This is a genomic window from Gloeobacter violaceus PCC 7421, from assembly GCF_000011385.1.
In the GTDB taxonomy this organism is placed as follows: domain Bacteria; phylum Cyanobacteriota; class Cyanobacteriia; order Gloeobacterales; family Gloeobacteraceae; genus Gloeobacter; species Gloeobacter violaceus.
In genome coordinates this window covers 3,097,695-3,111,457 of the sequence record NC_005125.1, presented here as the reverse complement: position 1 = coordinate 3,111,457, position 13,763 = coordinate 3,097,695, and the positions used below count along the sequence as shown (strand labels likewise).

Annotated in this window: 17 protein-coding genes; 11 read left to right on the top strand and 6 right to left on the bottom strand. The window is 60.5% G+C overall.

Annotated elements, in window-relative coordinates; genetic code table 11:
- Nucleotides 1-69 precede the first annotated feature (69 nt).
- Complete coding sequence (locus tag GLL_RS15055) at nucleotides 70-1,095, bottom strand: WG repeat-containing protein (protein ID WP_164929138.1); 1,026 nt, start codon at nucleotides 1,093-1,095, stop codon at nucleotides 70-72.
- Nucleotides 1,092-2,471 (bottom strand): choice-of-anchor tandem repeat GloVer-containing protein, encoded by a 1,380-nt coding sequence (locus GLL_RS15050; RefSeq protein WP_011142911.1) that lies wholly within the window; start codon nucleotides 2,469-2,471, stop codon nucleotides 1,092-1,094. Before GLL_RS15050 ends, GLL_RS15055 begins: the two co-directional genes overlap by 4 nt.
- Nucleotides 2,472-2,853: 382 nt before the next feature.
- Between GLL_RS15050 and GLL_RS15045 the strand changes: the two genes are divergently transcribed.
- Nucleotides 2,854-3,645 (top strand): PHP domain-containing protein, encoded by a 792-nt coding sequence (locus GLL_RS15045; protein ID WP_011142910.1) that lies wholly within the window; start codon nucleotides 2,854-2,856, stop codon nucleotides 3,643-3,645.
- Here GLL_RS15045 and GLL_RS15040 read toward each other — a convergent pair.
- From GLL_RS15040 to GLL_RS15030, 3 genes are all read right to left on the bottom strand, one after another.
- Nucleotides 3,608-3,916, bottom strand: a complete 309-nt coding sequence (locus tag GLL_RS15040; RefSeq protein ID WP_011142909.1) for a hypothetical protein — start codon at nucleotides 3,914-3,916, stop codon at nucleotides 3,608-3,610. The two genes, GLL_RS15045 and GLL_RS15040, sit on opposite strands and share 38 nt — an antisense overlap.
- A gap of 106 nt (nucleotides 3,917-4,022) precedes the next feature.
- A complete protein-coding gene (locus tag GLL_RS15035; RefSeq protein ID WP_011142908.1) occupies nucleotides 4,023-4,628 on the bottom strand; it encodes a hypothetical protein in 606 nt (201 codons plus the stop codon).
- A gap of 46 nt (nucleotides 4,629-4,674) precedes the next feature.
- Nucleotides 4,675-5,037: an Npun_F0494 family protein gene (locus GLL_RS15030; RefSeq protein WP_011142907.1), complete on the bottom strand. Its 363-nt coding sequence runs from the start codon at nucleotides 5,035-5,037 to the stop codon at nucleotides 4,675-4,677.
- A 43-nt stretch (nucleotides 5,038-5,080) separates the two neighbouring features.
- Between GLL_RS15030 and GLL_RS15025 the strand changes: the two genes are divergently transcribed.
- The 8 genes from GLL_RS15025 (at nucleotide 5,081) to atpA (ending at nucleotide 10,069) form a co-directional block, all read left to right on the top strand.
- Nucleotides 5,081-5,254 carry a hypothetical protein gene (locus GLL_RS15025; RefSeq protein ID WP_011142906.1) on the top strand — a complete coding sequence of 58 codons (174 nt, stop codon included), beginning with the start codon at nucleotides 5,081-5,083 and terminating at the stop codon, nucleotides 5,252-5,254.
- Nucleotides 5,255-5,459: 205 nt separating this feature from the next.
- Nucleotides 5,460-5,810, top strand: coding sequence for an ATP synthase subunit I (locus GLL_RS15020; protein WP_164929137.1), 351 nt, complete (start codon nucleotides 5,460-5,462; stop codon nucleotides 5,808-5,810).
- Nucleotides 5,811-5,837: 27 nt separating this feature from the next.
- Nucleotides 5,838-6,578: a F0F1 ATP synthase subunit A gene (atpB, locus tag GLL_RS15015; protein ID WP_011142904.1), complete on the top strand. Its 741-nt coding sequence runs from the start codon at nucleotides 5,838-5,840 to the stop codon at nucleotides 6,576-6,578.
- A gap of 49 nt (nucleotides 6,579-6,627) precedes the next feature.
- A complete protein-coding gene (gene atpE, locus GLL_RS15010; protein ID WP_011142903.1) occupies nucleotides 6,628-6,876 on the top strand; it encodes an ATP synthase F0 subunit C in 249 nt (82 codons plus the stop codon).
- Nucleotides 6,877-6,904: 28 nt separating this feature from the next.
- Nucleotides 6,905-7,423, top strand: a complete 519-nt coding sequence (locus GLL_RS15005) for a F0F1 ATP synthase subunit B' (RefSeq protein ID WP_231848457.1) — start codon at nucleotides 6,905-6,907, stop codon at nucleotides 7,421-7,423.
- Nucleotides 7,423-7,950, top strand: a complete 528-nt coding sequence (locus GLL_RS15000; RefSeq protein WP_011142901.1) for a F0F1 ATP synthase subunit B — start codon at nucleotides 7,423-7,425, stop codon at nucleotides 7,948-7,950. Before GLL_RS15005 ends, GLL_RS15000 begins: the two co-directional genes overlap by 1 nt.
- 3 nt (nucleotides 7,951-7,953) lie before the next feature.
- Nucleotides 7,954-8,511, top strand: a complete 558-nt coding sequence (gene atpH / locus GLL_RS14995) for an ATP synthase F1 subunit delta (protein WP_011142900.1) — start codon at nucleotides 7,954-7,956, stop codon at nucleotides 8,509-8,511.
- 16 nt (nucleotides 8,512-8,527) lie between these two features.
- Complete coding sequence (gene atpA, locus GLL_RS14990) at nucleotides 8,528-10,069, top strand: F0F1 ATP synthase subunit alpha (protein ID WP_011142899.1); 1,542 nt, start codon at nucleotides 8,528-8,530, stop codon at nucleotides 10,067-10,069.
- A gap of 251 nt (nucleotides 10,070-10,320) precedes the next feature.
- Here atpA and GLL_RS14985 read toward each other — a convergent pair whose 3' ends face one another.
- Entirely contained in the window at nucleotides 10,321-12,222 is a 1,902-nt protein-coding gene (locus tag GLL_RS14985) for a mechanosensitive ion channel family protein (RefSeq protein ID WP_164929136.1), read from the bottom strand.
- Between the two features lie 194 nt (nucleotides 12,223-12,416).
- Between GLL_RS14985 and GLL_RS14980 the strand changes: the two genes are divergently transcribed.
- Nucleotides 12,417-12,653, top strand: a complete 237-nt coding sequence (locus GLL_RS14980) for a hypothetical protein (protein ID WP_011142897.1) — start codon at nucleotides 12,417-12,419, stop codon at nucleotides 12,651-12,653.
- A complete protein-coding gene (locus tag GLL_RS14975; protein ID WP_197530014.1) occupies nucleotides 12,613-13,755 on the top strand; it encodes a murein transglycosylase A in 1,143 nt (380 codons plus the stop codon). The genes GLL_RS14980 and GLL_RS14975 overlap by 41 nt, the downstream gene beginning before the upstream one ends.
- Nucleotides 13,756-13,763 lie beyond the last annotated feature (8 nt).

Here is a 13,763-nt window from a genome sequence, read left to right as displayed (position 1 = left end):
GAACGATGCTCTCCAGTGTAACGTCCGCCGATTTGTGCCCGAGGATGCTCCAGTCAGGAGCTATGGCGATTACGCCTGTTTCCAAAGGCACTGTCCTGTTCGATCGATACCTATCGACGGGCCCCAAATAGCTTCCCGCACCACCGCCAATCCTGCGTGGAATGACGTGCTCCACTCGTACCGTATCGGAATGACCACGTTGCCATGGGTGTCAATATATCCAACTTTGAAGGGGTAGTAAGGGTATGCATCGGTGTCTTTGTTTTTCATGAACACCTGAGCCAGACCTTCGGAGAATTCCCCGACAGCGTCGAATTGCGGTTCAGTAGCTAGCCGTCCCTCCGCGTCGATGAACCCCCATTGTTTGCCAAGCCGCACAGCCGCAAACCCGTTGCGAAAGCGCCGGGCGTCTTCGAATTCAGGAAAAATAACAATCCGGCCCGACTGATCGATGTAGCCGTGATTGCTGTCGACCTCAACCTGGGCGAGTCCTTCGCTGAAGCTCCAGGCCCAATCGAAAGATGGTTCGATAATCTTCTTGCCTATCCTATCGATATACCCTAACAAAATGCTCTCTTTCCAACGCACGGGTGCGAGACCTTCACAGAAATGCCTTGCATAATAAAATTGTGGGGATATAATCCAGTTGCCTTCCCTGTCGATATAGCCCCAGTTGCCGCAATTTCGCTCTTCGGGAACTGCCGCCGCTGCTACCCCCTCCGAGAAGTCGTCGACTTCGCTAAACTGAGGTGAGATCACAAATATTCCGCCTGAATCGATGTAGCCGTAGCCTGAATTTCCTCGCCAAACCGCGGCCCTGCCCTCATAGAAGTGGCGCATACTTCGGTGCATAATCCAACCGTCCTTATCGTAGAGGACTGGGCCACTGAATTCTCTAGGCTGGTTTGTAAATCCTGTGCGAAATACGGGGCTTCCTTTCTGGTCGATGTAACACCATTCGTCATTTAGAACAACCAAGGAAAATCCCTCGTGAAATTCCTCAGCTCGATCGAATCGGGCCTGGATGCTGAAGTTGCCTACACTGTCTATATAACCCCACATACCTGCTTTCAAAGCCGGGTAAAGCATCTTCATGGCTTCCACTCAAGCTGTGGAAACCTGCTGGTCCATGTCGGGTGTATCGTCGCGTCCCCGTCCTTGGGATCTACGGAGTTGTCGCTTGAGCCGGGAACCAGTTTCCATTTCTGGACAGTGCTGTCAAGTTGCGCCTTTCCGTGCCAAGACCAAGTTACTTTGCGCAGTGGAACCCAAATTGCATTCGCGCCCGCCGCACCAGTTGGTTGGTACATCAGGTACATTGAGAAGCTTTCATCGACTTCTGCTCGATTGATCGGTGGGGTTAGCGGAATATTGAATGATTTTGACAAGGGTGTTCTTGGGCTGTCACTAGTTCTTATTACGGTTGCAGCGTAATTATATGTACTGCAGTCAGCCGCATTTGTACCTTCGGAGACTGTGCAATCAAGAACCCCAACCCCAACAAAGCGTTCCCATGTATTAGTATCAGTTCGAAAACGCCGTCGATTAATATTGGCTAGTTGCACCCATTCCCATTTTCCCGAAAACCCAGTTGGATTTGAGAGCCTGGTGCGATTAAAAACAATCCCTGGGCTTGAATTGTTACTGCCAAAGGCTAGGGTGTAAGTATTGTCCCAACCTCCTCCGACGGTTACAGCGCCCGTAATAGCCGTAATTTTTGCTGTAGGCCGCAGCAAAGTGAGAGTGGTACGCGCGCTCACGGGCTGGTTATTGGCCGTAACGTTGATGGAGACCGCCCAATTTTGCTGGCTGCTGCCATCCACCCAATAGTAGGCAATGTTGCGCTTGGTGATGTCGGTTGTGACCAGTGGAGTCACTGTCGCAGCCTCAATACTGGGACTATAACCTGCAATTGAACTCCCGGGAATCATCCACTTGAGAGTCGTGATTACCGGATTCGGCGCCGTCAGCTCCTTACCATTCTGGTAGAACTTCACTGTCAACGGAATCTGTTGACCGACGATGACCCGTTTCGGTGTCTTGGTGTCGGTAATATCCTCACCGTTGTAGAAGAGACGGGCGGTGATGGGCACACTGCAGGTCGGTGCGGCTTCGGTGCTGATGGCGTTGCTGATGGCCGCCAAACCCAGGCAATAGGCGAAGCGGAAGACCGAGCCACCCTTGGTGGGATCGCCGCCGTTGAGGGAGGTGCCGTAGTAGTAGCCGTCGCTGCCCTGGATGACAGAAGTCGGTGCGACTCCGTCGTCCCCACCGCTGAACGAATGCAGTACGGTGAAAACCCCATCGGTCGTAATCTCGTAGAGAATTCCCTCACCCTGCAAACCGCCGCCATAGGTGCCGCCGATGAAGCTGGAACTGCTGCCTACCGCAGACCGTTCCCAGGTCGTGGGCCCCGCCGCTGCTGTTGGTGCCATAAAAGGCGCCGTCGGTACCTTGAACCAGACCTCCATAGGGGTTCACACCCTCGGGAAATTTTCCAAATCCCTCGCCTGGAGGAAAGATGTGAATCACATCCACCGAGGAAACTTGCGAGCGGACAGCGGTTGAAGCCGACAGCCACACCAACCCGACAAAAATAATCCCCAGCAAAACCCCCGGCCACCGCCAAAATCGCGCGTTCATATATTAAGCCTGGAAAAATCCCATAAATCTTAGCTTGCGACTCGCAGTCATGGGTTAAGGGCGGGTTATGCTTTTGTCGATGATTCCGTGTTTTCTGCGCAGCAGCTCTGCCGTAGGGGGCTGGCGAAGTCTTCCATAGTAAGGAAGGCAACTTGCGATCGGGGGCCTGGCTGATTACCGTGGTGGCAGTGGCAGTTAAGGAATCGCAACATGCTTGTCGGCCTGCACAACCACACCTGCTTCTCGGACGGTCGCTATAGCCCCGCCGCCCTGGTCGCCCAGGCGGAGGCGCTGGGATATGAGCGGCTCGCCATCACCGACCACAACTCGGTGGCGGGCTGGCAGAGCCTCGAATCGCTGCCCGCCTGGGTGGTGCCGGGAATTGAACTGAGTACCCTGAGCGACGGCGGCACCGAGGTGCACATCCTGGGCCTGTGGCTGGAGCCCCAGGGCCGCCTGCTCGAACACACCCGTACTTTTCAAAACGAATACAACCGCGTGTGGCGCGACGGCATTCAAGATGCCACCGGCGACGCGGAGCTAGCCACCCTCGCTTTTGACCCGACCACCCGCGATCAAGTCATCGATCACCTCGGTTCAACCGTCGGCGCTCTTAAGGCGCTGCACGCCTGGGCCGCCGCCCACAGCGACGCCTACCTGGAGCGGCTCAGGCCGCGCATTCCCCACTGGCGCGACGGCATCGCCTGGCTGCGCGAATCGCAGGCGACCGTGGGCCTCGCCCACCCCCAGCGCTACCCGGATCTTCCTGAGATGGAAGAGCTGCTCGCAGCCGTCGATGCCATCGAAGTGATCCACCCGGATCATCCCCTCGACCGGCAGCAGTACTGGCTGGAACAGGCGCAAAAGCGGGGCAAAGCCTGCTGGGGCAGCCACGACTACCACGGCTGGTCGGGCTCTCAACGCGACGGCCTGCTCCCGCCTATCGGCCTCGAAGACGGCTGGCTCAGTTCGAGTCGGTGCGCGAATACGCCTTTGTCTTAAGGGCGCTGTCGTCGAAGAAGTTGGTCTGGTAGACCTCGATGTGACTGAATAGCGTCGTCACGAACGCAAAGAGCAAAAACGGCAGCGAGACGACGATAATCAGCCCGATCGCTCCGAGGGCCAGCACCGGCGAGCTTCCCATCAACGACAGCGACAGCGCCAGGATGACGAAGATGCCGATGAGCCACACGACGACTTGGCCGTAGATGTCCCCGAAGGTCAGCGTACAGACAAGTCGATATTTTTTGGTGAATTTGTCCAGGCCGTTCATATTGCGTCCCTCCGCCTTCCTTCGAGGAATTCAACCGAATACATAAATTGTAGTGAGCTTCTGGAAGGCGTTGAGAATGATTGCGATATATTTCGGCGACCAGACTCTAAAATGGCAGCCGCTTCGTCAGGTTGGCGTGGTTCTGGGCGCGCAGATATTCGACAAAGCTGAGGAGTTCCTCGTCACTCAGTTCGTTGCGGCTGCGCTTGCCGTAGGTCTGCACCAGATGGCTGCGGCCGGCCTTGGCGTCCATGTCTATGGCGGACATCAAGCTCAAGCTCTCAGTCATCAGCGCGTCGCGGTCGAACGGTTCGCCCGCTGCCTCCAGGGGCTCCTCCCCGAAAGGGGCGGCCGGTTCGATGTCCGCTTCCGGGTAGAGCGGGCCGCTGTTGTCGAACAATCCCGGCCGCGCGGGCTGGGGAGCGGCGTCCGCCTGCGGGGCGGCCATCGGGGAAGCGGGCGGCGGTACGACCGCGAGCAGCCGGCCCGACTCCAGACCGGCGAAGGAGCAGGCGCGCAAAATCGCCTGCTCCTCGGCGCGGCCGACGTCCGCGGTATTTTCGCAAGGGGCGTGGGCGGTAAATTCCTGCTCCGCGAGCACCAAGGTCGCCCGCACCACCAACCCGTCACCCAGGGCCGCGACTTCGGTGCGCAGGGCGCGCAGGTCCGATTGGCGAGCTTTGTCCAAAACTGTCTTTAGTGCTGCGTCCATATAATGATCCCGACTTCGCGCTAGCCGTAGTTTAGAGCACCGGCCGTTAGGAAAGCCAGCGGGTGAGCAGATTGCCCACCTGATCGAGCGGCGAAAGCGCGGGCAGGTCCGCCCGGCGCACCTCGGTGAGCACGCGATTGCCCAAAGGCGTCAGCCGAAAGCGATCGGTGATGCCCTGGCCGTCCACTTCGCGGCGCACCACCCCGACTCGAAAAAGCCACATCAGTTCATCCTCGGCGGCGCGCTCCGAAAGGGTCTGCCGGGTCAGGCCACCTGCACGGGCGTGCTCCCCTGCGAACTCGGCCACCGCGAGGCTGCGCTCGGCCATCGAAGCAAGCCCCGCCGCTCCAATCGCCCCAAGGCGGACCGCCCGCACCGCCCGTTCGACTGTCTGAAGGTCGAGATCCACCGCTAACCCGCCCGTTTTGCCGAATCTTTGTTAGTGTAAAGTTATGTTAACCACAGCGATTATAGCAGTGTTGTTGTTGGGGTGGGCTATCCACCTGATCGAGCGGGGCTGGCGGCAACGGGAGGAGGACCTGGTGCTCGCGGGCGGCCTGGTTGTGCTAACTGCCGGAGCCGTATTGCTGGTTTATTCGTTGCTCTCGCGCTTGTTTGGCCTCTAGTCGGGCACTGAGCGGGTGCCTGACATCGGGAATGCACAACTTTCACCAACTAAGCAAAAATTCCTACTGAATCTTAAGGTTTGTTGCGCAGCCTATGGTATAGTGAAGCCGAAAACCTGCTTTCGCAGCCGATCTGGTTCATCGGGGGAAGATGTTGAGCGAATCGCCGGCCGAGGGATCCCAACCGACAATGGTGGGTGATTCCATGGCAGATTACCACGCGCTGAGGCGGCGGATCTATCTGACAGTTGTCGTCATTGCTGCTTTTGCGTTTGTGGTGATCGGTTTCGCTTATTCATTGAATACGGCTTTAAGTTACCTTCTGGGTGCGGGCGGTGGCCTACTATACTTTCGGATGCTCGATCGCAGTATCCAGAGTATTGGCGATGGCGACCGCCGTCTGGGAGGGCCGGCGCGCGTCGGACTTTTCGCCGTCCTGATGGTGATGGCAATCAAGTCCGGATCACTCGAGATTCTGCCGACTTTCTTTGGTTTTTTGACCATCAAGGCGGCGATCCTGGTCGACACTTTGCGGACGCTGTTCGGTGACGTTTAGACGGGTTGGCACTTGGAGGATGGTTGGATGGAGTTAGCGTTGGCAACCTTGGGCAATCAGCCTCTCATCGCGGCGGTGGAAGTCGGCAAGCATCTGACCTGGCAACTCGGTCCGCTCAGCGTACACGGCCAGACGATGATCACCACCTGGGTGGTCATGCTCCTGCTTATCGGGCTGACCTTCATCGGCACCCGCAAGTTGCAGAGGGTGCCCTCCGGTCTGCAAAACTTTCTGGAATACGCCTACGACTTGCTCGCCAGCATCGCCCGCAACCAGATAGGTGAGAAGCAGTACCGCTCCTGGGTACCGCTCATCGGAACGATTTTTCTGTTCGTGTTGTTTGCCAACTGGCTCGGTCAGTTGCCTCTGCGGCTTTTTCATATTCCAGAAGGCGAATTGGCTTCGCCGACCAACGACATCAACACGACCGTGGCACTGTCCCTGATCGCTCTGGTTTCCTACATCTATGCAGGCTTGCGCAAGTCGGGTTTCGGTTACTTCAAGCATTACTTCGAATCACCGATTTTGGCGGCGGTGTGGGTACTCGAATTTTTCACCCGTCCCCTGTCCCTCAGCATTCGACTTTTCGGCAACATCCTGGCTGAGGAGTTGGTGGTGGCGGTGTTGATTTTGCTGGTACCGATTCTGGTGCCTGTGCCCCTGATGATCCTGTTTTTGCTGACAGGTGCGATTCAGGCGCTGGTGTTTTCGACGCTCACCGCGTCCTATGTCGGTGAAGCGGTCGAGGACCACGACGACCACCATTAGTCCGACGGTGGTCTCAATACACAATGGACGTTTTATTAGGAGTGTCGCAATGAACGATATTACTGCTGCTGCTTCGGTGATCGCTGCCGCCCTCGCGGTCGGCCTGGCGGCCATCGGTCCCGGTATCGGCCAGGGCAATGCGGCGAGCAAAGCCGCCGAAGGGATCGCCCGTCAACCCGAAGCCGAAGGCAAGATCCGCGGCACGCTGCTGCTGTCGCTCGCCTTCATGGAATCGCTGACCATCTACGGTCTGCTCGTATCGATCGTGCTGTTGTTCGCCAACCCGTTCCGGGGCTAAGCCGCTGGCGGAGGGGTTGATCGTGGATATGCTGTTTGACCCGGGTTGGGCCGCTCACCTGCTGCTTTTGGCGGCCGAGGAAGCGGCGGCGGCGGAGGCTGAATCGGGAGGATTGTTCGACTTCGGCGGCACGCTGGTGCTGCAGATTGTCAACTTCCTGTTGTTGATGACCATCTTGAGCGCGGTCTTCTATGGACCGATCTCCAGGGTGATCGAGGAGCGCAGCGAGTACATCCGCTCGAATGCCGGCAGCGCCCAGCGCCGCTTCGACGAGGCCAAGGCCCTTGCCGATCAGTACGAGCAGGAGCTGCGCACCACCCGCCTGGAGGCGCAGCAGGTGATCGCAGCGGCAGAAGCCGAGGCGCAGAAGATCCGCGCCCAGCAGCTTGCCGAAGCCCAAAGAGAAGCCCAGGAGCGCATCGCGCAGGCCCAGGCCGATCTGGACAAGCAGAAGCAGGCGGCTTTGGCCAGCCTGTCGGGGGAGGTGGAGGCGATCAGCCGCACCCTCAGCGAGAAGTTGTTGAGCGATTCGGCCAGGAGGTTCTGATGGATTGGATGCCGCTGGTTCTGGCTGCCGAGGAGGCCGAAAGCCGCGGGTTCAGCCTCAATCTGAACCTGCTCGAGACCAACATCATCAACATCGCCATTGTGTTTGGGTTGCTCATCTTCCTGGCGCGCGGCTACTTTGGCCGCGTGCTGGGCGAGCGCAAGAGCGAGATCGAAAACGGCATCCGCGAGGTCGAAAACCGGGGCCGCCAGGCGGAGCAGGAACTGGCGACCGCCCGCCAGAACCTCTCCCAGGCCCAGGTTCAAGCCCAGCAGATCCTCGCTTCTGCCCGCACCAACGCCGAGCGGGTGCGTGCCCAGGTTCTCGATCAAGCCCAGATCGATATCGCCCGGGTGCGCGAGACAGTCGATCAAGACCTGCGCAACGAGCAGCAGCGCATCCTCACCCAGGTGCGCCTCAAAGTGGTGGGCGACGCCCTCGCCCGCCTGCGCGAGCGCCTGCCCGGCGAACTCGACGAGGCCACCCAGCGCCGCCTGCTCGATCGCAGCATCCAATTACTGGACTAGACCATGCAGCAAGGCAAAGACAGCGAACAGATAGCCCAGCGCTACGCCGAGGCACTCAAAGAACTCGCCCTTTCCGAGACGGGGCTTCTGGAGCAGTTTGGCAACGACACCGACGGAATGCTCCAGGTGATGGAGGAGTCTCCCGATTTCGAGCGCTTCCTGGTAGTGCCCATCATCGCCATGGCGGACAAGAAGCGCCTGCTGGTCGAAGCTTTTGGCGGCAAGGTGCATCCCTACATGCTCAACTTTTTGCAGTTGATGGTAGACCGGCGGCGGATCGCGCTTTTGCGCCCCGTCTGCACGAGCTACCAGCGCATCTTGCGCGAGCTGCAGCAGACGACCCTGGCGGAGGTGATCTCGGCGGTGCCCCTGAGTGAAGAGCAGGCGAGCGCTCTCATCGAGCGCATTCGTCGGCGCACCGCTGCTGTGCGCGTCGAGTTGCGCCGGCGCGTCGATCCAGAACTCTTGGGCGGCATGATCATCAAGATTGGCGACGAAGTAATCGACGCCAGTCTGCGCGGCCAGCTGCGCAAGCTCACCTTGCAGCTCACGCTTTCTTGAAAATCGAGAGGTAGCCATGTTCACGATTCGCCCGGACGAAATCAGCTCCGTCATCCGCGATCAAATCCAGAAGTACAACACCGAACTGCAGGTGACCAACGTCGGCACGGTGCTGCAGGTCGGCGACGGCATCGCCCGCGTCTACGGTCTTGAAAAGTGCATGGCCTCCGAACTGCTCGAATTCGAGGACGGCACGATCGGCATCGCCCTCAACCTCGAAGAGGACAACGTCGGCGCGGTGCTGATGGGCGCAGGCCGCACGATCGAAGAAGGCTCCACCGTGCGCGCCACCGGCCGCATCGCTTCGATTCCGGTGGGACCGGCCTTCTTGGGCCGGGTCGTCAATGCCCTGGCGATTCCCATCGACGGCAAGGGCGACATCGTCGGCAGCGAAACCCGCCTGCTCGAATCGCCCGCCCCCGGCATCATCAAGCGCAAATCGGTCTACGAACCTTTGGCGACGGGCATCACCGCCATCGACGCCATGATCCCGATCGGCCGCGGTCAGCGCGAGCTGATTATCGGCGACCGCCAGACCGGCAAGACGACGATCGCCATCGACACCATCCTCAACCAGAAGGGTAAAGGCGTCGTTTGCGTCTACGTCGCCATTGGCCAGAAAGCTTCTACCGTGGCTCAGATCGTCGAGGTGCTGCGCTCGCGCGGCGCCCTGGAATACACGATCATCGTCGCCGCCAATGCCAACGAGCCTGCCGCCCTGCAGTACCTGGCGCCTTACACCGGTTGCACCCTGGGCGAGTACGTCATGTACAACGGCCTCACCCTGCCGGGCTCCGACAAAAAGATCAACGCCGCCCTGCTGGTCTACGACGATCTCTCCAAGCAGGCGGTGGCCTACCGCCAGATGTCGCTGCTGTTGCGCCGTCCGCCGGGCCGCGAAGCCTATCCGGGCGACGTGTTCTACTTGCACTCGCGCTTGCTTGAGCGCGCCGCCAAACTGAGCCCCGATCTGGGCGAAGGTTCGCTCACCGCCCTGCCGATCATCGAGACCCAGGCGGGTGACGTCTCGGCCTACATCCCCACCAACGTCATCTCGATCACCGACGGCCAGATCTTCCTCGATTCGGGCCTGTTCAACTCGGGACTGCGCCCTGCCATCGACGCGGGCATCTCGGTCTCGCGGGTGGGCGGGGCCGCCCAGACCAAGGCGATGAAAAAAGTGGCCGGCAAACTGCGCCTCGATCTGGCCCAGTTCAGCGAACTGGAGGCCTTTTCGCAGTTTGCCTCCGACCTCGATAAGGCCACCCAGGCCCAGCTCGCCCGCGGTCTGCGCCTGCGCGAAATCCTCAAGCAGCCGCAGTACTCGCCCCTGTCGGTGGCCCAGCAGGTGGCGATCATCTATGCCGCCACCAACGGCTACCTCGACGACATCGACGTCAAAGGCATCCAGCCCTTCAAGCAGCAGTTCCTCAACTATCTCGATTCCAGCGTGTCTGAGTACGGCCAGGAAATCGAGACCACCAAAGCCCTCACCGACAAAGCGGTGGACCTGCTCAAAAAGGCGCTCAACGACTTTAAGACGACCGTCAAGAAGTAGGCGCAGATTTCGTTCAACCTCAAAGGGCGCGCAGCTGAAGCGCGCGCCTTTTTCTTTGGGACGATTGTGCGCATGAAGCAGCAAAAGGTATGGTGACTACCTGGGCGCACAGACAGCCCCGGATCTGACCGGCGTGTGGGTGGTGGGCGAGCGGGCCACCACGATCGCCGGTGAGTGCCAGTGGGAAACCCAGGTAGGGCAGATCACCTTGCCTTGAGTCGGTGCTTTTTCGGCCCGAGGGCGTCCATTTTTTATGGCTTGTTGACGGGTTGGCTCCCGCTCCCGGCGCTGCTGTTGCCGTTGGGCGTGGGTACCGTCCCCTTGTAGAGCAGCGCCTGCTGGGGGGTGCCGATATCGATTTGGTTCTGCTCCAGGGCCAGGCGCACGCGCAGGCGGAATTCGCGCCCCACCGCCCACTGCTGCCCCGGCTGGGTGCGCAGCCATACCCGAATGAGCGCCCCGGTCGAAGAGAGCGCGTCGACTCCCAGCACCTGCGGCGCTTCGAGCATCTGGGCGTGCCACTCGGGCTCGTCGTACATGGTGCGGGCGATGTCGCCAATCACCGCCAGGGCGCGGCGGATATCGGTGTCGTAGGCGACCTCGACGGCAAAATCCACCCGCGACCAGGTGCGCGTCAGGTTCTCCACCTGGGCGATGGCGCTGTTGGGAATCGTAATCAGCCGCCCTTCGCTGTTGCGCAGTTGGGTGACCCGCAGGCTCAGGTTCTCGACCGCGCCTGAGACCGCGCCGATCGCCACCACATCGCCGATCGCAAACTGGTCCTCCCAGAGAATCAGGCAGCCGTTGACCAGGTCTTTGACCAGGTTTTGCAGACTAAAAGAAATCGCGAAGGCCACCAGACCGCCGATGGCGAGCACCGAGCCCAGGGGCACTCCGAGAAACGAGAGCGCTGAGCCGATGGCCACCAGGTAGATCATAAAAGTCTTGAGGCCCTTGAGCGCCTGGATGGTGGTGGCGATGCGCAGGGACTTGCGCTGTACGTCCGCCAGGTCGAACAGGTCGTTTTCTTCCCACACCTTCGAGAAGCGTTCGATCACCGCGTCGCCGATCCGGTTGGCGAGGCCCGCCACAAACCAGATCCCCAGCAGCACGAAGGGGATGCGCAGCACCTGAAAGGCATAGGCCCGCGTCCAGGGAAAGATATACAGCACCACGGTGGCCCCGACGACCCAGGCGACCGCCTGTGCCCAGTCGAGCAAAAACCCGAGGATAGCAATCAAGCTGCGGCGGCGCTGGAGGCTGAACTGCTGGCGCAGCGCCTCCAGAAATTGCCTCCGGTGAAAGTCGAAGTTCTCGGCGGGGGCATTTTCGGTGGCGACAGGGGCCTGGTTGGCAGCCCACTCCGCCTGCTGTGCCTGTTCTTCGGCCAACTGGCGGTCGCGGCTTTTGATGAGCTTTTGCAGCAACCAGATAAGCAGACTGATCCCGGCCACAGCACCCACGGCGAGGGCGGCCCAGCGCCACTGCCCGTCGAAACTGGCGGGCTGACGCTCCTGCAGCGCATTGCGCAGTAAGCTTTCGAGTACGGAACGCCAGCGCTCCGCCAGATCGTCCTGGGTCAGGCCGTAGTAGTCGGCGTCGGCGGCCGTGACCGTGACGATCTTGAGCGGGTTGGTGTGGTAGTCGTCGATGGCGAAGATGACGTTCGCCCCGTTCAACTTGGAAATATAGATATAAGTCGATTTCGGGTCATAGTTGGTGAAATAGTCCCGCGCCCGGTCATTGTCCGGGGGGGGCAAAGTTGGTGCTGCCGGGTCGGCCTTCTGCCCGTCGTCGCCCACGACGGCCTTGACGCGGACATCCGGGGCGACGATGCGCTCGAGGCTTGCCTCGACCAGTTCGGCGCGCACTTCGACGGGGAGCAACTTGCCGGGGGAGGTGCGGTTTCTGACCGTCGGTGATGCGACATCAAAAATCCGCTGCCCTTCGAATTTGACCGGGGCAATTTCGATTTCGCCGAGTCTTTGCACCCCTTCGGGCAGGCTGTCGGTAGCTTGTTCGCCCAAACCGGACAGGCTCAGTTGGGCCTGTGCGGGTAGCGCCCACCCGACGACCAGCCAGGCGCCGAGTAGTACCGCACCCAGCCAGGCGCCGAGGGTGCGCCCGTCGCCGCCCCGACTTCGGTTGTTCATATTCAGAAATGACATACTCTCAACGATAAAGCTGCAATCGGTCACTGCCTCTCGGGAATGGGGGAGTCCGAACGCTTTCGTTCCACTGTGTCAACCCTGCAACTTATCTGCAAATCTTATCGCTGCAGCGATTCTTCGCGTCCGTGTCGATAGTAACCCGGCCGCGGGTATGGACGACGTGCTAGGGTGTCCACATGCCTTTTCAGCGCTCCCGCTCCCATGCTCGGCCGCCGAAACTGCGGCTGCCCATCGTCTTCAACCGCGAGGAGTGCGAAGCGCTCACCCGCGCCCTGCAAACGGCCATCGACGCGGCTTCTCCCGGCAGCGACGAGCTGGCTTTGCTGTATACTCTGCTTCGAAAAGCCGAGCGCATCGAGCGGAAGCTAACCCGTGAAACCCCAACCGACTGGGATAATCTCGACGACGATTAGCGCCGCGCTGCTGGCCGGCTGGCTGGTCTGCGCTCCGGTGGCGCGCTCTGAGGAGCCGCTTTTGGTGGGTGCGAGCTTCGAGGAGGTGGATCTTGCGGGTGGCTGGCACGACCGCTGGACGCTCATCAAGAGTGTGGATACCAGCCTGCGGTATCTCTCTACCCCGGCAGCTTCGCGCGCCTATCCACGCCGGGGGATCACCCGCGAACGGCTTGCTGCGAGTCTCAGGCGCTTTCGGGCCATCTTGAAGACTTCGCCTAGCGCAGAAGCATTCAGCGTGCGGGTGGGGCGCGAATTTGACCTCTATCGGGTCAATCCCGAGCCCGACAGCCCCGAGGTGCTCATCACCGGCTACTTCGCGCCGGTCTACCGGGCGAGCCGCAAACCTACCGCAACCTACCGCTACCCGCTCTACAAAACCCCCGGCGACCTTGTCACCGACGGCGTGCGCGGTCTCGGTCAGCGCACCGCCGCCGGGGTGCGGCCCTACCCCACCCGCGCGCAGATCGAAAAGCAGAATTTGCTCGCAGGCCGCGAACTGATCTGGCTGGCCGATCCGCTCGAACGCTTTTTGGTGCACGTCCAGGGCTCGGCGAAGCTGGTGCTGACCGACGGTGCGACCCGCTCGGTGGGCTTTGCCGCCAAGACCGATAGGCCCTACCAGAGCATCGGCAAGGCGCTGGTGGCCGACGGCAAAATCCGCGAGGAAGACCTGACGCTGCAGGCGGTCAAAGCTTACTTTCGCGCCCACCCGGAGGAGCTTGAATCCTACTTGCACAAAAACGAGTCCTACGTTTTTTTCCGTTGGACCGACGACGGCGGTCCCTACGGCAGCCTCGGCTTTCCGGTGACGGCGATGCACTCGGCGGCGATGGACAAGAGCGTCTTTCCGCCGGGGGCACTGTTGTTCATCCAGGCCCAGACCCGCGCCGGGATGCTCCGGCAGTTCGTGCTCGACCATGACACGGGGGCGGCCATCCGCGGGCGCGGCCGGTTGGATCTGTTCGTGGGCACGGGGCCTGAGGCGGAGGACCGGGCCGGGCAGATCAATGCCCCGGCGCGGCTCTACTATCTGTTGCTCAAAATGCCCGCCAGCATTTGATAAGCTAG